Source organism: Ruegeria sp. BB5, assembly GCF_056539405.1.
In genome coordinates this window covers 120219-140501 of record NZ_JBQFUX010000012.1, presented here as the reverse complement: position 1 = coordinate 140501, position 20283 = coordinate 120219, and the positions used below count along the sequence as shown (strand labels likewise).

Below are 20283 nucleotides of genomic sequence, written 5' to 3'. Positions count from 1 at the left end.
CGAAGGCGGCCGCACCGTCGGCGCCGGCGTTGTGTCGAAAATCATCGAGTAAGGCGCTTAAGCCAATACTCAAAGAAAGGGCGTCCCTTGGGGCGCCCTTTTTTTGTTTGGATTTATCAGTTCCTAGGCGCGCAAACTGCCTTTGCCGAAGGCTTAATCGTAAGCAGCATCCACGATAAATTCCACTTTCAGTTCGGGGCGTGCCAGCTTGGCTTCCCCGCAGGCGCGGGCCGGTGCGTGACCTATGGGAACCCAGGCATTCCAGACCTCGTTCAATCCGGCAAAGTCCTTCATATCGGCCAGCCAGATCGTAACACGCAACATATTTTCACGTGATGACCCGGCTTGTACGAGCAGGGCATCGATTTTTTCGAGGCAAATTCGGACTTGTTCCTGAATAGTGTCACCCTCGGCGACTTGTCCGGTCAGGTAGGCCACGCCGTTGTGTTTTACGATTTTCGAGGACCGTTCGCCGGTGTCGATGCGTTCAATCATGGGGCATTCTCATTTAGATGTTTGATGCGGCTGTTCATGGTCACAAGATGACCTGCTTGGCAATTGCTATTTTCGAGGCAAGATCTGCGGTCGTTTTGGCGGTTTAATTTTACCTCCACTTCAACGCAAAGAAGTGACCCCATGTTTGCACTCGAAGCAAACGGCGCGAGACCCGCAGGGGTTGGTGTCAGAAAATCAGAGTTTGGGGTAAATCATGTTTGGACTTCCGTTCGTACACTACAGCACGCGTATCCTGCACAGCACCGATCTGGGCGACATGCAAGCCGCAATCCTGAGCGCCGATGATCCTGAGACGGGCACCAGATCGCACTTGCTACATCCGCAGCAGAAAGTAAGCCACATAACCTGTCTTTCAGAGAAACCGGAAAGATTCCGGGTGAAAAAGTAATAAGCCGGAGTCAACGCTCTAGCCCACCTAACAGCGACTGCTAAACTCAACATGCACCTGTAAAGCGCGCCTGGCCCCGGTCAGCGCGCAAAACTGATGAGGTAGGGCATGGTGGGTTTGGACCTTTTGGTAAATGCGGCGAATGTCTTTTACCTGATATCTTATTCGGTCAGGGATATTTTCTGGCTGCGTGTTCTGTCGGTGATTGGCGCGATGATCCTGCTGCCCTATTACTATCTGCAACCCGCGCCGCTGTGGGCCCCGATCGGGTGGAACCTGTTTTTCACCGGTATCAACATCTTTTGGATTGTGCGTTTGTTGCTGGAACGACGCCCGGTGCCATTTACCGATATGCAAAGACACCTCTATGAAATCGCTTTGCGCAATTTCTCGGAGCGGGACGCATATGACCTGCTGAGAATGGGAGTTGCAAAAACAGTTCCGGTTGGAACCAATCTGTTAACGCAAGGTAGCCCGGTACACAGCCTGTCGCTTATCGTGGATGGGGAAATCGGTGTTGAGATGAGCGGAGACCGAGTAGACACGCTGGGCGAAGGCCGGTTCCTTGGCGGGACGGCCTTTCTGGCCAAAGATCAGGGCTTTACCGCGCCGGTGACCGTGACAGCCCTTAAACCGTCACGGGTGATCGAATGGAACATGTCCGATCTGACTGCGGAACTGCAAAAACAGCCAGATCTGGCAATTTCAATCGAAGCCAGCCTTGGGCTCGAGATTTCGCGGTTTCTGCAAACCGCCAGATTACAGATGGCCTAAACCGCGGATTCTGCGGCAGCCCTTACGGCGCGAATATTGTCGCCATAGACACCGGAGCTTTCAACTGATCCACCCTTGAAGACGGCTGATCCTGCGACCAGCACGTCAGCCCCTGCGGCTGCAACCAACGGGGCTGTTTTCGGGTCAACACCGCCGTCGATCTCGATATGCACGGGGCGGTCACCGATCATCTGACGCAGTTTGCGGACTTTGCTGGTCATGTCGATGAATTTCTGACCGCCGAAGCCGGGGTTCACGGTCATGACGCAGACCAAATCGGTCAGGTCCAGAAGATGCTCGACGGCTTCGGCTGGCGTGCCGGGATTCAGCGCAACCCCTGCCTTCATCCCGGCTGCACGAATGGCTTGCATCGTACGGTGGGTGTGCGGACCGGCCTCGATATGCGCTGTAAGGATATCGGCACCTGCATCGGCATAAGCTTGAATATAAGGATCAACCGGCGCTATCATCAGGTGGACATCCATCACCGTTTTAACGTGCGGGCGGAATGCTTTGACGGCGGGTGGGCCAAAGGTCAGGTTCGGGACGAAATGGCCATCCATAACATCGACATGGACCCAATCCGCGCCCTGGGCCTCGATCGCCTGAATCTCTTGCCCGAAATTGGCGAAATCGGCGGATAGGATCGACGGGGCGATCTTGATGGTGCGGTCAAAGCTCATGGTGGCCTCGTGTCAGCTGAAGAGTCGCGGTCGCGTATACCTGCGCTGCATTGCAAAGGGTAGCCCCCGCGGTTTGCCCAACGTTACAAAACTTTCACCGCGTTGCAGGAGTGCTTGAGCATTATAGGAGCAGTCATGTCAAAGGGCGGAACCACTCCCGCACCCGCAGGCGCATCGGCTGTGCCGATACCCCCTAGCGGCTTTGGGCCCGGCGCCACGCGCAGCGCGGCGCTACGCCCAACGGGATGAGGCCTCCGCAAGGAGGTCGAAGACGGGCGAGAGCCTCCGGTGCTCAATCATTATTCAGGGTCAGGGTAACCCGCTCTCCTGCAAAAACCGTGCGCCCGAATTCGACCGGTACGCCGTTTAGATCGGCATTGATCCCCGTCGAAAACAGTACCGGAGCGCCTTGCGACAGTTGCAGATGCAAAGCCTGTGTCGCCGTGGCAGCCCGCGCGGTCAGGCGGGTAGACACACGGGTGTAGTCTGCGACGCCGCAGCGTTGCAGTGCCTTGGTCACGGATCGCGTGTCTTGCAGCGCAGTCAGGATGTCGGGCAGACGATCGGCCGGAAAGACGCTCTGAAATAGGCCGATGGGCTGGCCATCGGCCAGAGACAGGCCGTCATACACGTGAACCGTGTCTCCGGGGGTAAGCTGCAGAGCTTCGGCTTCGGTTTCATCTGCCGCGCGGGTGGTCAACGACAGGATCGTCTTGCCCGGCATCTTACCGCTGGCCGATATGCTTTTGTGGTATCTCACCCGTTTGCCAATTGGATAATCGGTCGGGCGCGCGGCCACAAAAACGCCTGACCCGCGCCGTGGGCGGACCAGACCTTGTTCGGCCATGTCCGACAGCGCGCGCCGTACCGTATGCCGATTGACACCATGTTGCGCCGCCAATTGCGCCTCGGTCGGCAACCGGTCACCTGTATTGTATCGCCCCTCGGCTATGTCCGAGGTCAGGCTGAGCGCAATGCTCTTCCAGACAGGCGTTTTACTCATGGCATCAAACTTTCACGGGGTCGCGGATTGCGGGTTCTCCGCGAGGGGTGTAATATTTGTCTAGTTGTATAGTTCATGTAGACAACCTGGCCAAGGGGGTTTGATGACCGATAAAGCAAAAACCGGGAATGCTGCGCGTCAGGAATGGATGGGTTTGCTGGCCCGCGCTCCAGAAGAAGAACTGATTGCGTTGTTGGATGAAATCGGCGCGCCTCCGCGCTTTCAATGGCTCCGTCACCCCGAAGTAGGAGGTGTGATGGTGCGCGGACGGACCGGCGGCACAGGCGCGCCATTTAATCTGGGTGAAATGACGATCACGCGCTGTTCGCTCGCGTTGCAGGACGGAACAATTGGTCATGGCTATGTGCAGGGACGTTCCAAGCGAAAAGCGGAAATAGCGGCGCTGGTCGATGCGTTGATGCAAACCGACGCCGCCGGAGACGTTCGTGCGCGGGTGATCGCTCCGCTTGGTCAACAGATGCAGACAGCCAAAACAACCCGCGCCGCCAAGGCCGCGGCCACCAAGGTCGAGTTTTTTACGATGGTGCGAGGTGAAGACTGATGACCGTGCAAAACCAATTTTCAGGCGGGTTCCAGAACGCACCAATTGAAGCGGCCCATGCTTTTCGTGCCGCGATGACGGTCATGGCGCGCCCGGGTGAGATCCGCCGGATGATCGGCACTCACCCACCCGCGCCCTTGTCCGTGGTGGCGGGGACGTTGCTGCTGACGCTTTGCGACCCAGACACCAGTGTGTTTTTGGCGGGTGAGGTTGATACGGATGTGGTGCGGCAATGGTTGACCTTTCACACCGGCGCGCCGCTTGTGACAGCGGACCAGGCTGACTTCGCAATCGGAACGTGGCAAGCGCTGATGCCCTTGGGGCAGTTCCGCATTGGAACGCCTGAGTATCCTGACCGTTCAGCGACGCTGATCGTGGAATGTGACGACCTAAATCAAGCGGGGGCAATGCTGACGGGGCCGGGGATCAAGGGCGTCGCCCGTCTGTCACTACCGGACATTCCGACGCTTCGGGCCAATGCGGCGCTGTATCCATTGGGATGTGATTTTTTCTTCTCCTGCGGTGACAAAGTCGCAGCGTTGCCGCGGAGCACGCAGATCAAGGCAGAGGGTTAGTCGATGTATGTGGCTGTAAAAGGCGGTGAGAAGGCCATCGAAAACGCCCATGCCTGGCTGGCCGAGGAACGGCGCGGGGCGACCGATGTTGCTGAACTCAGCATCGCGCAGATTCGTGAACAGCTGAGCCTTGCGGTAAACCGGGTAATGGCCGAAGGGTCTTTGTTCGACCCCGATCTGGCTGCTCTAGCCATCAAGCAAGCGCGCGGCGATTTGATCGAGGCGATTTTCCTCATCCGTGCCTATCGCACCACCTTGCCCCGGTTCGGGAATACCAACCCGGTTGAAACAGACCGTATGGCCTGCGACCGCCGAATCTCGGCCACGTTCAAGGATGCGCCGGGCGGACAGGTGCTGGGTCCGACCTTTGATTACACACATCGTTTGCTGGATTTCAAACTGGCCGCCGAGGGCGAGGTTCCGCCCTCACCCAAAGGTCAGCCACGCACAGACCCGGTTCCGCATATCGCCGACTTTCTGAAGGATGAGGATATCATTCAAGATGAACCCGCAAGTGACGACGCTCCGGCTGATCTGACTCGGCAACCGATGGAGTTTCCGGCCGGACGCCCCCTGCGCTTGCAATCGCTGGCCCGCGGGGATGAGGGGTTTGTGTTGGGCATGGCCTATTCAACCCAGCGCGGTTACGCCCGCAACCACGCCTTTGTCGGCGAATTGCGCATCGGCAAAGTCGCGGTCGAGATGGATATTCCCGAGTTGGGCTTTGCCATCGAAATCGGCGAGGTGGAATTGACCGAATGCGAGTCGGTGAACCAGTTCAAGGGCTCCAAGACCGAACCACCCCAGTTCACACGCGGTTATGGTCTGGTCTTTGGCCAGTCGGAACGCAAATCAATCGCCATGGCTTTGGTCGACCGCGCGTTGCGCTGGCAGGAATTGGGAGAAGACAATCTGGGTGCTCCCGCGCAGGACGAGGAATTTGTCCTGAGCCATGCTGACAACATTCAAGCAACCGGGTTCCTCGAACATATCAAGCTGCCGCATTACGTGGATTTTCAGTCCGAACTGGAATTGGTCCGCAAGCTGCGGCGCGACGCCGAGGCGAGGACTACACCGCAGGAGGCAGCCGAATGAGCCTGACCAACGCACAGCGGATAAGCGGTTTATTGCTCCTACTCCGTGTCCTTCACCCTGTGATCGCCAAGGTCAGGGGCACCGATTGCTTTCCAAATACCGGCCTTGTCCCGCAGCATCGATTCTCGCCGCCGTCTGGAATGGCGGATATGCAGGATGAGATAAAACATAACGGCCAAAAAGACCGCTCCACATACAAAAACGTCCATAAAAATACCAAAACACAAAGTGATACTTCAAAATGAATGAGTATAACTTTGCATATTTGGACGAGCAGACCAAGCGGATGATCCGCCGAGCTATCCTCAAGGCTCTGGCTGTTCCGGGATATCAGGTACCTTTTGCCAGCCGTGAGATGCCCATGCCCTTTGGCTGGGGAACGGGCGGCGTGCAGGTATCGGCTGCAACATTGACGCCGGACGATACGCTCAAAGTGATTGACCAGGGGGCCGATGACACCACCAACGCCGTTTCGATCCGCAAGTTCTTTGAAAACACCGCAGGGGTGGCGACAACCGAGGAAACCGCGAAGGCAACTGTTATCCAGACACGCCATCGCATTCCCGAAGCAAAACTGACCGAGGATCAGATCCTTGTGTATCAGGTACCGATCCCTGAACCCCTGCGTTTTCTCGAACCGCGCGAGACCGAGACTCGCAAGATGCACAGTCTTGAGGACTATGGCCTGATGCATGTGAAATTGTACGAGGATATCAGCCAACACGGTGCGATCTCGACCGCATATGCCTATCCGGTAAAGGTCTCGGGGCGTTATGTAATGGATCCGTCGCCGATCCCGAAATTCGACAACCCGAAGCTGGAAATGGACGCGATCCAGCTGTTCGGGGCTGGGCGGGAACAACGCATCTATGCGCTGCCGCCGCATACCAAAGTGGTGAGCCTGGATTTCGAAGATTACCCGTTCGAACCCACCAAGGCCGATCATGCCTGCGACCTGTGCGGGGCAGAGGACAGTTATCTGGACGAGGTAATCATGGATGATGCAGGCAACCGGATGTTTGTCTGTTCCGACACGGATTACTGCCGCACGCGACGCGCGCGGGGGAGCCAAGGGCGATTAAGCAAGGATGGCGAGATATGATGCGGCAGAATGTATTGGGAATTGATCACCTTGGCCTGACGGTCGCTGATCTGGACGCCTCGAAAGGGTTCTTTGTCGACGGGTTGGGCTGGGACGTGGTGGGTGGCAAGCCGGAGTACCCCTCGGCTTTTATCAGCAACGGTGCCGCCGTGCTGACACTGTGGCAGCAGAAGGGTGACAACCGGCGCGGGTTCGATCGGCACGCAAATGTGGGACTGCATCACGTGGCATTCAAAGTGCCGGACGAGGCCGCGCTGAACACCGTATTCGATGCCATCAAGGACTGGCCAGGGGTTAAGGTCGAATTCGCGCCAGAGCCATCCGGCGCGGGTCCGAAAATCCATTTCATGATCCGGGAACCCGGCGGCAACCGGATCGAATTTGCGTACGACCCGAGGTGACAAGCATGACACCCCTGCTGAGCGTTCAGGACATCACCAAGACATATGGCGCGCGGATTGGATGTACTGGCGTCAGTTTTGATCTCTATCCGGGTGAGGTTATGGGGGTTGTCGGTGAAAGTGGCTCGGGCAAGACAACATTGCTGAACTGTCTGGCCGGGCATCTGGAGCCGGATACAGGGCAGGTGATCTTTGACGCCCGCGCCGATGGTCCGGTGAACATTGTGACCATGTCGGAACCCAAACGCCGGATGCTGGGGCGAACAGATTGGGCCTTTGTCCATCAGCATGCCCGCGACGGCTTGCGCATGTCGGTCAGCGCGGGGGGGAACATAGGCGAACGGCTGATGGCCGTGGGTGAGCGTCACTATGGGTCGATCCGAGGTGATGCCATGGATTGGTTGGGGCGAGTCGAGATTGACACAGACCGAATTGATGACCGCCCCACCGCGTTTTCCGGTGGGATGCAGCAGCGCTTGCAGATCGCGCGCAACCTGGTGACGGGGCCTCGGCTGGTTTTCATGGATGAACCGACCGGTGGGCTGGATGTCTCGGTTCAGGCGCGCTTGCTGGACTTGCTGCGGGGGCTGGTGCGCGAGATGGGGCTGAGCGCCATAATCGTCACCCATGATCTGGCCGTGGTGCGGCTGCTGGCGGATCGGTTGATGGTGATGAAGGACGGCCACGTGGTTGAGGCTGGGTTGACCGATCAGGTATTGGACGATCCGCAGCACGCTTATACGCAGCTCTTGGTTTCAAGCGTACTGCAAGTGTGAAAGGGAAGGAGATGATCGAACTTAAAGGTGTCAGCAAAAGCTTTACCCTGCACAATCAGAACGGTGCCCTGATCCCGGTGATGGAAGGCGCTTCGCTGAAAGTCTTGCCTGGCGAGTGTGTTGCTTTGACCGGGGCGTCGGGGGTGGGCAAGTCGACTTTGATGCGGGTGATCTATGGCAACTATCTGGCGGCATCCGGTCAGGTTCTGGTTGGTGGGCTCGACGTAGCTCAGGCTGAACCGCGTGAGATTTTGAACCTGCGCCGCGAAACGCTGGGATACGTCAGCCAATTCCTGCGTGTCGTCCCACGAGTGCCAACGCTTGAGGTTGTGGCCGAACCGCTGTTGGCCATCGGATTTGACCGGCAAGTGGCTCTGGACAAAGCAGCTAATCTGCTGGTGCGGCTGAACATTCCCGAACGCTTGTGGACCCTAAGCCCTACGACATTTTCCGGCGGTGAACAGCAGCGGGTGAATATCGCGCGAGGCTTTGTGCATGACTATCCGGCGTTGTTGCTGGATGAGCCCACGGCCTCACTGGATGCAAAGAACCGCGAGACGGTTCTGGCGCTGATCACCCAGGCCAAGGCACGCGGCGCCGCAATTGTCGGCATCTTCCACGATGTCGACGCACGCAAGCGCGTCTGTGATCGCCAGGTCGACCTGTCCGACTTTGCACCTGGAATGGCCGCATGAGCCTTGCCACTGTCATAGCGGTCGTGGGCCCGTCAGGCGTTGGCAAGGACAGCGTGATGCAGGCGTTGGTGGCCCGTGCGATCGGCATTTGTTTGGCACGCCGCGTGATCACGCGACCCGAGGGCGAAGAGGGTGAGGATTTCGACCGAGTGTCTGATACTGAGTTTCGTCAGATGGTTGCGCGGGATGCCTTTGCGCTACACTGGTCCGCGCATGGATTGTTCTACGGCGTACCCCGCACCATTGAAAAACAGCGGCAAAGGGCAGATGCCATTTTGGTGAACCTGTCCCGATCTGTCTTGTTGCAGGCCCAAGAGGTGTTTGGCGATCTGATCGTGATCTCTCTGACCGCTGATCCCGAAGTGTTGGCGCAACGCCTGTTGATGCGCGGACGTGAGAGCGCACCTGAGCAGACACGAAGGTTGGCGTGTGCCAAAGTGCCTTTGCCCGAGGGGCTGAAACGGGTGATCGAGATTGACAACTCCGGGCCGCTGGAGGCTACGGTTGAAGCCATTCTCGATCAGCTTCAGCCGGAAAGGACGTAGCGATGGATCAGGTGAAACCGCCCATCCCTTGCCTCGCCCACCAAAGCCAGATCATTGATTTGAAAGGGCGCGGGCAGCAGGGGAACAAGGTGCGATTGCAGCGCGCGCTCAACTGTCGACAACGTGGGTTTGTCCAATTTACCGCTGAGGGTGATGTGAAAACGGAAAGACTCCATCACATGCGGATAACCCCATTGCACCAGGTTAGCCTCTTGCCGGGCGTTCAGGCCATGGGCGCGGCGGCGGTGCAGTTCGGCCTCCGATGGCGGGGCACGAAAGCTGTCCAGATCACGCACACAGGCGGCAGCCAGCGCGTTCAGAGCGACCTCATCCCCCATCGGACGCAAAGCCAGAAACCGACCCAATCGGGCGATCTGCAGCCCGTCCAGGGCGACTGGGGCCTGCGTGGCCGCAAGCCGCGCGCAGGCGTCGTGCAACGCTTCAACCGACTGCCCATCCCACAGGTGAAACGGGGGCTTCATCGTCGCATGCAGCCCGTATTTGCGCGGCACCTCGGTCACGGCTGCAACGCCCACACCGTTTATCACCGGGTGGGCAATGGGCGTTCCGACCTCCATATCCCAGCCCAGCCAGCTGGTGGCGAATTTCGTCCATTCCGCCCGCGCCGGGGGCATAAAATAGATCGCGTATCGCGTGAATGTCACGTTGGCCTCCTGTGCGCGGCCTTTCCACTTGTTCAGACCGTGTGAAGTTCAGATGACAGAAGAAATGATCCTTGCCAATGCCACGCTTGTTCTTGCCGATGAGACGATTACCGGCAGCGTCCGTATCGTAGGTGAATCGATTGCCGAGATCGCCACCGGCCGCACGGTTCCCCCGGGCGCGATTGATTGCGAAGGTGACTATGTCAGCCCCGGTCTGGTCGAGCTGCACACCGACAATCTGGAACGCCATATCCAACCGCGCCCCAAGGTCGACTGGCCGCATGCGGCGGCCATCTTGGCCCATGATGCCGAGCTGGCCAGCACCGGGATCACCACTGTCTTCGATGCGATACGCGTCGGGTCAATCCCCAGCGGCCAGCGTTACCGACGATACGCCCGCGAACTGTCTCGTGAACTGTGGCAACTACGGGAGCAAGACGTGTTGAAGATCAGCCATTTTCTGCATCTTCGGGCCGAGGTGTGTTCAGAGACCCTGGTCGAGGAGTTAAACGAGTTCGGCCCCGAAGATAGGGTTGGGCTGGTTTCGTTGATGGATCACACACCTGGCCAACGTCAGTTTCAAGATATGTCGAAACTTGAGATTTACCTGAAAGGAAAGCTGGGGTTGGAGGGCGAAGGGTTTCAGCGCCATGTCGCGGACCTCAAGGCAATGCGAAAGCGCAACGGAGACAAGCACGAGGTCGAAACCGTCAAGGCCGCCAAGCGGTTTGGGGCCATGCTGGCCAGCCATGATGACACCACACCGGAACAGGTGCGAGTCTCGGCAGGACACGGCATCCGGCTGGCCGAGTTTCCCACCACCGTCGAGGCCGCACGCGCCTGCAGCGAACACGGGATAAAGGTGATGATGGGGGCGCCTAATCTGATCCGGGGCGGGTCGCATTCCGGCAATGTGGCCGCTCAGGAACTCGCCGATCTGGGCCATCTCGACATTCTCTCCTCAGATTATGTTCCCGCCGCGTTGCTGTTGTCGGCTACACGTCTGGGGGAGATATGGGGCAATATGGCCCGTGGCGTGCGAACGGTGACGCGGACGCCAGCACAGGTTGTTGGTTTGGACGACCGCGGAGAACTGCGCAGCGGCGCGCGCGCAGATATCATCCGATTCTGTCTTCACCATGGCGCCCCGGCGCTGAACGGAGTGTGGTCTCGTGGACGGCGCGTGGCTTGATCAGGCGCGGTAGAACAGATACCGGTCCGGCGCGATGGTATCCGGACCTTTGATCTCTTCGAACCCGGTTAGAGGTTGCCCCGATATCAGCAACCCGCCGGGCCGCATTACCCGCGCAATTAGCGGGCTAAGACGCGCTGCTTCGGCAACATCGTCTTCTTTGATGCCACGTCCAAAATCATAATGGGCCAGCGCGATCTTTGGCCCGTCGATACCAAGCTTTTCAAGCATGGGCTCCGCTTCGCCCTGCAGAAAGTCCTCGGCCGGAGGGGTGCTGGACGGATGGCATTGCAGCACCCGGTCCATGACCCAGATCCGCCGATCTGGCAGAATTTCCCGCAAATGGTCATAGGTGCGACCGTTGCCCAGCCCCATGTCCAGAACATCGCCGTCCATGTCGCTGATCTGCGCGACCGCCCAATTCAACCCGTCGCGTTGCGCGGTCAGGCGGCGTAGCATGGAATCCAGTCGGCTCATTCGGGTTCTCCGGTTGGTATTGTGGGGCCTGCCCAGGCAAAACCGGGGCCGTCCAGAAGTCGGCTCAGCAGCTCTTGGGTAAAGGTCCAGATCTCCTGATCATGGACCAGATGGTGGGTCAAGACGCCAAAAGGTTCGGTAATGTCGGCGCGTCCCTCACGCCGGTCGCGTAAAAGGTCTGCTGTCTGAATGATCAACTTGTCCGCCGCCACCAACCCGCGCGTTCCGCGCCAGTCAATCGGGTCCAGATGGGTGTTGATCTGCTCCAGCCTTGGGACAGCTTCCCGCGTCTTGCGCGGTGTCGCTGTCGAGATGATGCGATACCCAAGATCCGGTAATTCCTGCACCACCTCGGGCGCGATGCGGTTCCAGGGCGGTACAAAAATTGGACACAGCCTGTCTCCGAACAAAGTACGCAGGCGCTCCAGCCCGGATTGCGCGTCGACGATTATGGCCTCAAGCGGGCGGTGCAACCCAAATTCGGATTTCTTCTCGTCAGGCGGTGCGTGGTTTTGATGAGCCCAGCCATGCACTACAGGAATCAGCCACTGCTGCTGCGTGACGTAATCGCCCAGCCCGGCATCGGCATCACGAGGAATGATCGCCAGATGAACGAACAGGCCAAGCGACCGTGACAGCTCTGACAGCCTTTCAAGCTGCGGTGTCCTTGATATGGCGTCATCATCCCGCCACCACAGCGGCAGCGACAAGCCCTGCGCCTGCCAGATGTCCAACTCCGCCTCCAAAGGGCGCCAGTCCATCATCTTGTTTGCTCCCGCAAGTTCACGGCAATCTCGACCGATCTTGCGGCCCCGTCAAAGCCCTGCGCTGAAACCGGGCGCGGGCCATCTGACATGACCGACGCAACGGCCCGCGCTAATGAATCCCCATTAAGGGATTTGCTAGGCAACACATCGATGGCCGACAGGTCCGAGAGGCTCTGACCACGCAAACCCTGCTCAACCTCTTTGCCGTCGTCGAACGGGATAAAAACCGCAGGCGTTCCCGATTGCAAAATATCCAGCGCCGTGTTGTAGCCGCACATACTGACTGAGGCCGCCGCATGGGGCAGCATTTGCCGGAAGTCCGGGCGCACCGGTTCCAGCGTCACTTGGGCATCGCCCACGAGTTGTGACAGTTGATCAATACGTGCCCTTGCATCTTGTCCGCCAACCAACAGGCGCCAGCGCCTGTTGGGCATCTTTTGGGCGGCCTCGATGGCCGCGCGAAAGATCGGCTGGCCCACAGATCCGCCACCGGCGCTGACCAGTATTTCGCCATCGCCCACCGCGTCAGGATGCGGCACAGGCGCCTCGGGCGCAACAAAACCGGTATAGAACAACCGCGAGCGCAATCGGTCGGTCACCGGCCAGCTCACCTCCAGCGGAACAACGCTTTGATCTGAATGGACGAGGATACCGTCGTAATACCGGCACACGATCTCTTCCGTGCGTTTCGCCTTTGATGCCTTCGATGGCGGGGCTAGAATATCGCGGATCGAGCCCAGAACGACCGGCCGTCGCGGTAAGTTCCAGGCAGCCTCCAATGCGGCATTGAACTCGGCCGCCAGTGACCTGCGACCAAAGGGAAAAAGCTCGGTGATCAGCACATCAGGCGCGAAATTCTGCACGGCTGCGACCAATGCGGTTTCGCGCGATGTCAGATAGGCGGCATCGGCCACTTCGTCGCTTTGGGTCAAAAGCCGGGTGAAATCCGTGCCGTCCGAACGCAGCGGTGGAAGCCCCAACAGGGTCATGCCCGCGCTGTCTAGCTGTGGTGCCGGCATTCCACCCGAGACAACAAAGGTCTCGTGCCCGGCCCGTACGAAAGCCCGGCCCAAAGTCAGCGCCCGGCTCAGATGCCCGGTGCCCAACAAGTGCGTGACAACAATCATCACCTTCATTGTGATGCCTCTGGTCTGATCAGGCGGACGGGTTCGGGCTGGGGACGTAGTGTCGACATATCGACGATATACATGCGGTTGCGTTTGATTTTAAAGGGGGCGGGGCCATTGAAATCCCATCCCCAGGCCCGCGCCAGAATGACCCGCATAATACCGATGTGGCAGACGGCAACCGTATCGCCCGACAACGCGTTCAGCCAGGGGTGTAGACGGGCCCAGACCTCAGCTGGGCTTTCACCGTTTGGCGGGCGAAAATCCCAGCTCCAGTCTTCGATATGGCGGTATCCGCTGTCGGGGTCGGCAATCAGGTCGACCCCGTGTAACCCTTCCCAATCACCCCAGTTCATCTCGGTCAGCGCGTCCGAAGTCTGCGGCTCGCGTCCCGCGACCAGACGGGCGGTTTCGCTGGCCCGCAGCAGGGGGCTGGACCAGAGGTCCGCGTCCTTCCATGGCGCGGGCAGTTGCATAGCGGATAGCTCTGCCTGCGCATCTTCGTCCAGCGGTATATCACTGCGTCCCTGAATGCGGCCCGCGCGGTTCCAATGGGTGTGACCGTGCCGAAGCAGTGCTAGCCGGGTCATGATCGAACCTCCATCAAGGGTCGTGTTGCCTGCCAGAACCGGTCGGTTGCTGCAGGCATCAGGTGACGTTCGGCCACGCGCGCGCGGGCTTTGGCCCCCAGTGACAGGCGCAAAGAAAGGTCATCCAGCAAGGTGCGCAGCCGTGCGGCCAATCCTTCGGGGCCAGCGTCGACCGAAGGATAGTCCGACGGGGACAGCACATCCCGCACGCCGGGCCGGTCCTGCGCTACAACAGGCACACCGCTGGCCTGCGCCTCAAGATAGATCATGCCATAGGCCTCGTTCACTCCCGGCCACAACAGTACCGAGGCCGCACCGTACAGCTTCTGCAAAGTATCGCGGTCACACTGCCCCAGAAACCGGACCTTTGATCCGAACGGCGCCATCAGCACCTCGACTTCGGGACGTGCTGGGCCATCACCCGCAATATCCAAAGACCAGTCGCCGTCCAGTAAGGCCAGAGCCTGCGCTAGAAGAGTGTAAGAAGCCAGCTTGTCACCGTGCCGCATCATGCCCACGGTCAGCATCGGCCCCTCACAGCCCGAGGCGGGCGGCAAATACGACCGGGGCAGGAAAGGCGGCAGTTCCACAAGGTTTTGATCCCCGTACCGTTCCCGTTCCAGAGTGATCAGGTCATTGGAGGTGTGGTAGAAAATCACCTGCGCCGCATCACAGGCGTCATGTGCAGCTTTTGCAAACCCGGCCCAGGGACCTGTCAGGCGGCTGGTTGCGCGGGTGCTTTCCAACTGAACGTAGGGAATGCTGCGCGCCTTGCAGACACGCGGGCCCAGCAGATCGGGGGCCTTGTAATAGTTGTGATAGGTCACCCAAAGCGCGGTGTCCGCGGGAAGATCGGCGAGCAGACGTTGCACCTCGGCGTCAGCTTCGGCGCGCAATGCGGCCTGCACCTGCGCGTCCCCGGCTTTGTCGTAGGTACGCAGCCGCGAGGCCAGTTCGACCGTATCCTCTTGCGCGGCGATCGCGTGCATCAGGTTGCGGGCCATTTCGCGATCCCCCGACGGCACCGGGCTGTCCGGCGCTTTCATCGGAGAGTAAAAGGCCACTCGTGCCATCAGCCTATGTCCGAACCCAATGCGCGCAGTCGTTTGGACAGGCGGGCAATGCCGGGGTCCATGCGGAAATCGGCGATCAAACGATCATAGGCGGCACTTGCCATCAAAGCAGTTTGCTGCGGATCGGCGGCCAGATGGATGATGGCGCTGGCCAATGCGGCAGGATCATCGTCGGACAAGACGCCGTGGGTGCCGGTTTCAATAAACTCGGGGATGGCCGATACCGGCGTCGACAGGATCGGCAAAAGCTGTGATGCGGCCTCCATCAAAACATTGGGTAGCCCGTCGCGGTCTCCGTCACTGGCGATCCGGCTGGGAAGCACAAACAAGTCTGCGCTGCGCATTGCTTCGATCACTTCGGGTTGATCACAAGCGCCTTGCCACGTTATCCGTTGCGACAGGCCAGCGGCGTCGGCTCGATCACGCAAGGCATTGCCAAGTGTTCCGCCGCCAATGTGCGTCCAGTGCCAGTCCAGCGTTTCTGGCAGCATGGCAAACGCGTCGATCAACCGGTCAAAGCCCTTTTTCTCGACTAGACGACCGACCGAGAGCATGTGAAATGGCCCGTCCGGCGCGCGCGGTGTGCGGTTTGGCGGAGAAGGAAAACGGTTCAGATCCAGCCCGTGATAGATCAGGTCAACCCGCGCGGGATCGTCGGCCAAACTGCGTAGATGGTCGGCCCCGATGGCCGTGCATGTCGCACCAAATGCCGCTCCATGGGTGTCGGCGCACAGTTTTTCGATCTTTTCCCACTCGGGCGAGGTCCAGATGTCCTTGGCGTGGGCAGAAAAACTCCACGGCAGGCCACGCATAATGGCGGCGTAGCGCGCGACCGAGGATGGGGTGTGCATGAAATGCGCATACATCACTTGTGTCACGTCGGGTAATTCGGCGGCCAGAACGCAGGCCTGACCAAAGCGCCGTATGCGGTTGTGGGTCGGATCACGGCGCAGATCGGCGCGCCAGACCCGGTAGGCCTCGGCATAGCCCGGCAGGGTTTGCGCAGTCTGTCGCGCAGCCCAGACACGCTGTGGTTCTTCGTATAGGTATTCAGGGAGGTAATGCACCTGACCCTGAAACCGGTCGTGCAGCGGGTGCCGTTTTACGTCGGTCGGATGGCGCAAAGACCAGATGTCAAAGCTGTGCCCGGCCTCTTGAAGGGCGACAAGCTCCTGGGCAATGAACGTCTCGGACAGGCGCGGCCACCCTTTGACCAGCACCGCCAGTTTCGGCTGGGCTGTGGTCATCCGATGGCCCGTTCTTGTTCCTGTCTTAGCAATGCGTCAACGCGGTCGATGACATAATCTAACCCGTCCAGCAGCCCGTCCTGAATGGTCTGCGATGGCAGGGGTTGGTGCGGCAGGTCGCGGATCGCCTCGATCATCGCATCCGCTGTCAGCCCGTCGCGGTTTTCGTCCAGCATCCGCACAAGGCCCAGCCCTTCTGCGCGCGAGGCGCGAATCCACTGTTCTAGTCGTGGCGTCGTGCGAGGCACGATGACGGCACGTTTGTCAAAGGACAGAACTTCGCAGAAAGTATTGTAACCGCCCATACAGACCACCCCCGCGGCCCCCGCAAAAAGCGTTTCGATCTGGGATTCGAACCCCACGGCGGTCACCCGGCCATTCAACGCGGCAACGCGGGTCTCGAATTCTTCACGCAACTCACCGGAAAGAAAGGGGCCGTAAACCAGCACTGCACGCGGCGACAGGGTAGGGTCTTTTTCGTAAGCGGAGAGAACCTGGTTCACCATCGCCTTACCGTCGCCACCGCCACCTGGCGTGATCAGGATGTAGGGTTGTTCAGGTGGCTCGCCTACAGGGCCAAGATCCCGCCGCAGGTAACCGGTCCAATGCGTGCGCGATTGCGCCGCGTGGCTAAGCGGCAGCCCTTTGGTCGGATCATAGATCGAGCGCAGACCGTAAACCCAGATTTCGTGATAGAAGCGCTCGGTCGCGGCTAGGGCCTCTTTCCGCTCCCACTCGGCGACCAGAACTTCGGGTTCGTCCAGCACGTCGCGCAGGCCAAGAACCAGCTTGGTGCGTTGCGAATGCAACAGATGCTCCAGTGTCGGCAGCAACTCCCCACGAAAACCGGTGGGTTCCTTGTCGACGATCAGCATATCGGGGTCGAATTGCTGGACGGCAGTCTGGATCAGACCTGCGCGCAGTTCGGTCACCTCTTCGATCCCCATGCCAATGGTGCGCGCTGCATAAGAGCCATCGGCACGTTTGGTCACACCTGGCAGGCGCACGTGGTCGACCCGGCGCGGAAAGGTGAACCGACCTGCTACGGGTGACCCGGTCAGGATCAGGGCTGACGCTTGCGGGTTGGCTTGCGTGATAGCTGCGGCAAGGGCGCGCGACCGGCGCAGATGCCCCAATCCAAATGTATCGTGGCTGTAGAACAGTATGCGCGGCGCACGGCCGGTGATGTTGTTTTGTATTCCTAGGCTCATGCCTTCGCCTGTCGTGTCCCTGGGTGCAAATCCGCGCGTTAAACTCCGTTACCGTATATTCTTTGGCGCCGCTTGCCAAAGGGGGTGCCGAGATTGTGCAAATTCGTCAAACATGGCGAAATGGCAACAGCCAAAGTACAGATGGTATTGAGGCGTTTTTCCCCGTTACACCCTGCGTTGATCTTGCCATTCCACTCATACTACAGGGTCGGTCATATTCAGTTTTTCCAAGGTTGCAAACACTCTTGTCGCCTGCATTGCAGCCGAAACACGAAATGACACGAACTTGAGCCGTGAAACGCTGAATATTTGAATACGCTCAGGCGCTTCTGTAACCTGCGATGCAACATACGACTTGGACAGAAAAATTGATGAAACTCAGACTAATTGCTGGAATGGCTCTGATCCTGTGGGCGTTTGCTGCGGCCTTCGTCACAGAGGCATCGGCGCAAGTCCCTTTGATCCCCGGATATACCTCAGAGTCTGAGGCCGAAACTGGGGCCGATGGTGATCTGGCTGCTGCGATCAAGGCGGCAACCGAGGCCGGCGCCAGCGTAATTGTCATCGACAGCGCGGGGCAGGTTGTGTCTTCGGGCGGTCAGCCAGGTGCTGATGCCTCGGCCGAGGACGCGCACGGACCGATGGGCGACGGATCGCAACTGATGAAAGCGCAGGAAAGGTTCTCAAAGTTCCGCGAGTCCATGGAATCGCGCCTAGAGGCTTTGCCCTATTCAATTTTCGAAGTTCAGTACGTCCTGCGGCAGACCAGCCCGGATGGCCGCATTCAGACCTATGTCGAGGTTCTGGCGTGGAACATTCTGTTTCTGCTGCTGGGGCGCTGGCTGTCCACCGAGATTTACGGCAAGCGCATGGCCAAAAAGCTGGTTGTGGCACGGTCCAAGGAAAACCCGCAGGGCTATCGGGAGAAAATGCCGTTTTTGGTGTTCCGGTTTTTCATGGGGATCGGGGGCACGATCTTTGCGATGCTGATGGCGCTGATCGTGGGGTACCTGTTCTTTGGTGAAGCCGAAGATATCTCGATTCAGTTTACGGTCACGGCGATCTTTACGGCGTTTTTCCTGTCGCGCACGATATCCGACCTGTGGCGGATGGTTCTGTCTCCTTATCTGAGCCAATACCGTTTGCCGCCCTTCTCGGATCGAGACGCAAAGCGGCTGTATTTCTGGGCGTCGGCGCTGGCGACCTACGACATCTCGGTTGTGTTGTTCGCCACTTGGGTGGCGGATTTTGGGTTGAACTACAATGTCTATGCCTTGGTCTATGGTGGCCTGACCATGTTGGGCGCGCTGGGCAATTTGTTGATGATCATGTTCAATGCGCGCGCCATTTCGAATGCCATTCGCGGCGGGCGCGCACCAGACCAAGTGTCGTGGATTTTGCGGTTCATCTCATTCGCGTGGGCGCCTGTGCTGGTTGTCTATATCGTATTCAGCTGGTTCAAGCTGGCGGTGGATCTGGTGCTTGAGAATGAGAATTCTCTGCCGATCGTGGCCAGCAGCTATTTGATTTTCATGTCTGTGGTCGTGGCCTACGGCGCAATGAATTACCTGCTGGAGCGTTACTTTGACCGTAACCGCCAAATGGAAGACATGAATGCGGCGGCCACGGAAGAGGATGATGAAGCCGTTGAGACACCAGAAGCTGAGATGCGCCAGCACTCGATCATGACATATGAGGATTTGGCCCGTCGCGTGGCAGGGATTTTGGCCTTTGTGGTCGGGCTTTATGCGTTGGTGGTGATCTGGAACCCCGAAGCCAGCTGGAGCGAGGACCTGCCGGTCGAGCGTGCGCTGGATGTGATGGTCATCCTGTTCATCGGCTATATTCTCTTCCACTTCTTCCGCATCTGGATCGACTCGAAAATTGCTGAAGAAACCGATGATGGCGGCGAAGAGGCCGAGTTGGGCGATGAAGGCGGCGAAGGCGGGCAAAGCCGCCTAGCGACGTTGCTGCCCTTGTTCCGTGGTGCGATCCTGGCCGTTGTTGTCGTCACCATCGTTTTGATTGTGTTGATGGAGTTGGGGATTAATGTCAGCCCGCTGTTTGCCGGTGCTGGTGTGGTGGGTCTGGCTGTTGGGTTCGGCTCGCAAACGCTGGTGCGCGATATCTTTTCGGGGGCGTTCTTCCTGATGGATGATGCCTTTCGTAAAGGAGAGTACATCGACATCGGGGATGTGAAGGGGACGGTCGAAAAAATCTCGGTCCGGTCATTCCAGCTGCGTCACCATCTGGGCGCGCTGAACACGATTCCCTTTGGTGAGATCAAGGTGCTGACCAACTATTCCCGCGATTGGGTGATCATGAAATTGCCGTTGCGTGTGACCTATGACACCGATGTTGAAAAGGTGCGCAAGCTGATCAAGAAGCTGGGTCAGCAATTGCTGAGCGACCCCGTGATCGGCGACAACTTTATCCAGCCGTTGAAATCGCAGGGCGTGATTGAGATGCAGGATTCCGCGATGATAATCCGGGTCAAGTTCATGACCAAGCCCGGTGACCAGTGGCTGGTGCGCAAGAGAGTCTATCAAGATATCCGCGAGCTATTCGCACGCGAAGGGATCAAGTTTGCTCATCGCGAAGTCACCGTGCGGCTGGCCGAAGGCAAAGAACCCGAGGATCTGACGCCGAAGCAGCGTGAAGCTGTGACCGGCGCGGTGCAGGCGGCGATTGATGAGGATTATCTGGACGATATCGGCCCCGGCGGGGATGATCGCTAGGGAAGGCTCCCGCCCCCTTGGGATGCGTCTCTGACGAGACGTCCCCCCAAAGTGTTGGGCCGGGCCGTGCGTACCGCGCGG

At 58.9% G+C, this 20283-nt stretch carries 24 protein-coding genes; 13 read left to right on the top strand and 11 right to left on the bottom strand.

Features of this window, described 5'->3' with window-relative positions:
- Positions 1 to 153: 153 nt before the first annotated feature.
- Positions 154 to 495: a RidA family protein gene (locus ACR0DL_RS20410; RefSeq protein WP_480691018.1), complete on the bottom strand. Its 342-nt coding sequence runs from the start codon at positions 493 to 495 to the stop codon at positions 154 to 156.
- 214 nt (positions 496 to 709) lie between these two features.
- On the opposite strand from ACR0DL_RS20410, the gene ACR0DL_RS20405 reads away from it, so the two are divergent.
- Together ACR0DL_RS20405 and ACR0DL_RS20400 are read left to right on the top strand one after the other, a co-directional pair.
- Positions 710 to 904 carry a hypothetical protein gene (locus ACR0DL_RS20405; protein ID WP_480691016.1) on the top strand — a complete coding sequence of 65 codons (195 nt, stop codon included), beginning with the start codon at positions 710 to 712 and terminating at the stop codon, positions 902 to 904.
- 108 nt (positions 905 to 1012) lie between these two features.
- Complete coding sequence (locus ACR0DL_RS20400) at positions 1013 to 1678, top strand: Crp/Fnr family transcriptional regulator (protein WP_170351823.1); 666 nt, start codon at positions 1013 to 1015, stop codon at positions 1676 to 1678.
- On the opposite strand, the gene rpe is transcribed toward ACR0DL_RS20400, so the two are convergent.
- Together rpe and phnF are read right to left on the bottom strand one after the other, a co-directional pair.
- A complete protein-coding gene (gene rpe / locus ACR0DL_RS20395) occupies positions 1675 to 2361 on the bottom strand; it encodes a ribulose-phosphate 3-epimerase (RefSeq protein WP_170351822.1) in 687 nt (228 codons plus the stop codon). The two genes, ACR0DL_RS20400 and rpe, sit on opposite strands and share 4 nt — an antisense overlap.
- Positions 2362 to 2653: 292 nt before the next feature.
- Complete coding sequence (phnF, locus tag ACR0DL_RS20390; RefSeq protein WP_480691014.1) at positions 2654 to 3364, bottom strand: phosphonate metabolism transcriptional regulator PhnF; 711 nt, start codon at positions 3362 to 3364, stop codon at positions 2654 to 2656.
- 103 nt (positions 3365 to 3467) lie between these two features.
- Here phnF and phnG point away from each other — a divergent pair, with 103 nt between their 5' ends.
- Genes phnG through phnN form a run of 9 tightly spaced genes read left to right on the top strand, consistent with a single transcriptional unit; the run spans position 3468 to position 9115 of the window.
- A complete protein-coding gene (gene phnG, locus ACR0DL_RS20385) occupies positions 3468 to 3926 on the top strand; it encodes a phosphonate C-P lyase system protein PhnG (RefSeq protein WP_480691012.1) in 459 nt (152 codons plus the stop codon).
- Positions 3926 to 4501 carry a phosphonate C-P lyase system protein PhnH gene (gene phnH, locus ACR0DL_RS20380; RefSeq protein WP_480691010.1) on the top strand — a complete coding sequence of 192 codons (576 nt, stop codon included), beginning with the start codon at positions 3926 to 3928 and terminating at the stop codon, positions 4499 to 4501. The genes phnG and phnH overlap by 1 nt, the downstream gene beginning before the upstream one ends.
- Positions 4502 to 4504: 3 nt before the next feature.
- Positions 4505 to 5596 (top strand): carbon-phosphorus lyase complex subunit, encoded by a 1092-nt coding sequence (locus ACR0DL_RS20375; protein WP_170351818.1) that lies wholly within the window; start codon positions 4505 to 4507, stop codon positions 5594 to 5596.
- Entirely contained in the window at positions 5593 to 5841 is a 249-nt protein-coding gene (locus tag ACR0DL_RS20370) for a hypothetical protein (protein ID WP_480691008.1), read from the top strand. Before ACR0DL_RS20375 ends, ACR0DL_RS20370 begins: the two co-directional genes overlap by 4 nt.
- Positions 5838 to 6698, top strand: a complete 861-nt coding sequence (locus tag ACR0DL_RS20365) for an alpha-D-ribose 1-methylphosphonate 5-phosphate C-P-lyase PhnJ (protein ID WP_480691006.1) — start codon at positions 5838 to 5840, stop codon at positions 6696 to 6698. Before ACR0DL_RS20370 ends, ACR0DL_RS20365 begins: the two co-directional genes overlap by 4 nt.
- Positions 6695 to 7099, top strand: a complete 405-nt coding sequence (locus ACR0DL_RS20360) for a VOC family protein (protein ID WP_480691004.1) — start codon at positions 6695 to 6697, stop codon at positions 7097 to 7099. Before ACR0DL_RS20365 ends, ACR0DL_RS20360 begins: the two co-directional genes overlap by 4 nt.
- A gap of 5 nt (positions 7100 to 7104) precedes the next feature.
- Positions 7105 to 7875, top strand: coding sequence for a phosphonate C-P lyase system protein PhnK (gene phnK / locus ACR0DL_RS20355; protein ID WP_480691002.1), 771 nt, complete (start codon positions 7105 to 7107; stop codon positions 7873 to 7875).
- An 11-nt stretch (positions 7876 to 7886) separates the two neighbouring features.
- The gene (gene phnL / locus ACR0DL_RS20350; RefSeq protein WP_480691000.1) at positions 7887 to 8570 is read left to right on the top strand and encodes a phosphonate C-P lyase system protein PhnL; all 684 of its coding nucleotides are present in this window, start codon (positions 7887 to 7889) and stop codon (positions 8568 to 8570) included.
- Positions 8567 to 9115 carry a phosphonate metabolism protein/1,5-bisphosphokinase (PRPP-forming) PhnN gene (phnN, locus tag ACR0DL_RS20345; RefSeq protein ID WP_480690997.1) on the top strand — a complete coding sequence of 183 codons (549 nt, stop codon included), beginning with the start codon at positions 8567 to 8569 and terminating at the stop codon, positions 9113 to 9115. Before phnL ends, phnN begins: the two co-directional genes overlap by 4 nt.
- Here the strand turns inward: phnN and ACR0DL_RS20340 are convergent.
- Positions 9097 to 9780 carry a DUF1045 domain-containing protein gene (locus ACR0DL_RS20340; RefSeq protein ID WP_480690995.1) on the bottom strand — a complete coding sequence of 228 codons (684 nt, stop codon included), beginning with the start codon at positions 9778 to 9780 and terminating at the stop codon, positions 9097 to 9099. The two genes, phnN and ACR0DL_RS20340, sit on opposite strands and share 19 nt — an antisense overlap.
- 52 nt (positions 9781 to 9832) lie before the next feature.
- Between ACR0DL_RS20340 and ACR0DL_RS20335 the strand changes: the two genes are divergently transcribed.
- Positions 9833 to 10972, top strand: coding sequence for an alpha-D-ribose 1-methylphosphonate 5-triphosphate diphosphatase (locus tag ACR0DL_RS20335; protein WP_480690993.1), 1140 nt, complete (start codon positions 9833 to 9835; stop codon positions 10970 to 10972).
- Here the strand turns inward: ACR0DL_RS20335 and ACR0DL_RS20330 are convergent, their stop codons facing one another.
- The 7 genes from ACR0DL_RS20330 to ACR0DL_RS20300 are packed head-to-tail and all read right to left on the bottom strand — an operon-like array spanning position 10973 to position 17464.
- Positions 10973 to 11449 (bottom strand): class I SAM-dependent methyltransferase, encoded by a 477-nt coding sequence (locus ACR0DL_RS20330; protein WP_170362481.1) that lies wholly within the window; start codon positions 11447 to 11449, stop codon positions 10973 to 10975.
- A complete protein-coding gene (locus ACR0DL_RS20325) occupies positions 11446 to 12213 on the bottom strand; it encodes a polysaccharide deacetylase family protein (protein ID WP_480690991.1) in 768 nt (255 codons plus the stop codon). Before ACR0DL_RS20325 ends, ACR0DL_RS20330 begins: the two co-directional genes overlap by 4 nt.
- Positions 12210 to 13352: a glycosyltransferase family protein gene (locus ACR0DL_RS20320; RefSeq protein WP_480690989.1), complete on the bottom strand. Its 1143-nt coding sequence runs from the start codon at positions 13350 to 13352 to the stop codon at positions 12210 to 12212. Before ACR0DL_RS20320 ends, ACR0DL_RS20325 begins: the two co-directional genes overlap by 4 nt.
- Complete coding sequence (locus ACR0DL_RS20315) at positions 13349 to 13933, bottom strand: histidine phosphatase family protein (protein WP_480690987.1); 585 nt, start codon at positions 13931 to 13933, stop codon at positions 13349 to 13351. Before ACR0DL_RS20315 ends, ACR0DL_RS20320 begins: the two co-directional genes overlap by 4 nt.
- Entirely contained in the window at positions 13930 to 15006 is a 1077-nt protein-coding gene (locus tag ACR0DL_RS20310; protein WP_480690985.1) for a glycosyltransferase family 4 protein, read from the bottom strand. The genes ACR0DL_RS20315 and ACR0DL_RS20310 overlap by 4 nt, the downstream gene beginning before the upstream one ends.
- Complete coding sequence (locus ACR0DL_RS20305; protein ID WP_480690983.1) at positions 15006 to 16253, bottom strand: glycosyltransferase family 4 protein; 1248 nt, start codon at positions 16251 to 16253, stop codon at positions 15006 to 15008. Before ACR0DL_RS20305 ends, ACR0DL_RS20310 begins: the two co-directional genes overlap by 1 nt.
- Entirely contained in the window at positions 16250 to 17464 is a 1215-nt protein-coding gene (locus ACR0DL_RS20300) for a glycosyltransferase family protein (protein ID WP_480690981.1), read from the bottom strand. Before ACR0DL_RS20300 ends, ACR0DL_RS20305 begins: the two co-directional genes overlap by 4 nt.
- 371 nt (positions 17465 to 17835) lie before the next feature.
- On the opposite strand from ACR0DL_RS20300, the gene ACR0DL_RS20295 reads away from it, so the two are divergent.
- Entirely contained in the window at positions 17836 to 20202 is a 2367-nt protein-coding gene (locus tag ACR0DL_RS20295; RefSeq protein ID WP_480690979.1) for a mechanosensitive ion channel domain-containing protein, read from the top strand.
- Positions 20203 to 20283: the final 81 nt, after the last annotated feature.

Bases quoted from the DNA above. Each gene is read 5' to 3' on its own strand.
- ACR0DL_RS20315 (WP_480690987.1), bottom strand. From the start codon at position 13,933: ATGACCCGGCTAGCACTGCTTCGGCACGGTCACACCCATTGGAACCGC.
- rpe (WP_170351822.1), bottom strand. From the start codon at position 2,361: ATGAGCTTTGACCGCACCATCAAGATCGCCCCGTCGATCCTATCCGCC.
- phnL (WP_480691000.1), top strand. From the start codon at position 7,887: ATGATCGAACTTAAAGGTGTCAGCAAAAGCTTTACCCTGCACAATCAG.
- phnN (WP_480690997.1), top strand. From the start codon at position 8,567: ATGAGCCTTGCCACTGTCATAGCGGTCGTGGGCCCGTCAGGCGTTGGC.
- ACR0DL_RS20295 (WP_480690979.1), top strand. From the start codon at position 17,836: ATGAAACTCAGACTAATTGCTGGAATGGCTCTGATCCTGTGGGCGTTT.
- ACR0DL_RS20310 (WP_480690985.1), bottom strand. From the start codon at position 15,006: ATGGCACGAGTGGCCTTTTACTCTCCGATGAAAGCGCCGGACAGCCCG.
- ACR0DL_RS20320 (WP_480690989.1), bottom strand. From the start codon at position 13,352: ATGAAGGTGATGATTGTTGTCACGCACTTGTTGGGCACCGGGCATCTG.
- phnF (WP_480691014.1), bottom strand. From the start codon at position 3,364: ATGAGTAAAACGCCTGTCTGGAAGAGCATTGCGCTCAGCCTGACCTCG.
- ACR0DL_RS20365 (WP_480691006.1), top strand. From the start codon at position 5,838: ATGAATGAGTATAACTTTGCATATTTGGACGAGCAGACCAAGCGGATG.
- ACR0DL_RS20405 (WP_480691016.1), top strand. From the start codon at position 710: ATGTTTGGACTTCCGTTCGTACACTACAGCACGCGTATCCTGCACAGC.
- ACR0DL_RS20300 (WP_480690981.1), bottom strand. From the start codon at position 17,464: ATGAGCCTAGGAATACAAAACAACATCACCGGCCGTGCGCCGCGCATA.
- ACR0DL_RS20330 (WP_170362481.1), bottom strand. From the start codon at position 11,449: ATGAGCCGACTGGATTCCATGCTACGCCGCCTGACCGCGCAACGCGAC.
- ACR0DL_RS20410 (WP_480691018.1), bottom strand. From the start codon at position 495: ATGATTGAACGCATCGACACCGGCGAACGGTCCTCGAAAATCGTAAAA.
- ACR0DL_RS20360 (WP_480691004.1), top strand. From the start codon at position 6,695: ATGATGCGGCAGAATGTATTGGGAATTGATCACCTTGGCCTGACGGTC.
- ACR0DL_RS20370 (WP_480691008.1), top strand. From the start codon at position 5,593: ATGAGCCTGACCAACGCACAGCGGATAAGCGGTTTATTGCTCCTACTC.
- phnK (WP_480691002.1), top strand. From the start codon at position 7,105: ATGACACCCCTGCTGAGCGTTCAGGACATCACCAAGACATATGGCGCG.
- phnH (WP_480691010.1), top strand. From the start codon at position 3,926: ATGACCGTGCAAAACCAATTTTCAGGCGGGTTCCAGAACGCACCAATT.
- ACR0DL_RS20375 (WP_170351818.1), top strand. From the start codon at position 4,505: ATGTATGTGGCTGTAAAAGGCGGTGAGAAGGCCATCGAAAACGCCCAT.
- ACR0DL_RS20335 (WP_480690993.1), top strand. From the start codon at position 9,833: ATGACAGAAGAAATGATCCTTGCCAATGCCACGCTTGTTCTTGCCGAT.
- phnG (WP_480691012.1), top strand. From the start codon at position 3,468: ATGACCGATAAAGCAAAAACCGGGAATGCTGCGCGTCAGGAATGGATG.
- ACR0DL_RS20400 (WP_170351823.1), top strand. From the start codon at position 1,013: ATGGTGGGTTTGGACCTTTTGGTAAATGCGGCGAATGTCTTTTACCTG.
- ACR0DL_RS20325 (WP_480690991.1), bottom strand. From the start codon at position 12,213: ATGATGGACTGGCGCCCTTTGGAGGCGGAGTTGGACATCTGGCAGGCG.
- ACR0DL_RS20305 (WP_480690983.1), bottom strand. From the start codon at position 16,253: ATGACCACAGCCCAGCCGAAACTGGCGGTGCTGGTCAAAGGGTGGCCG.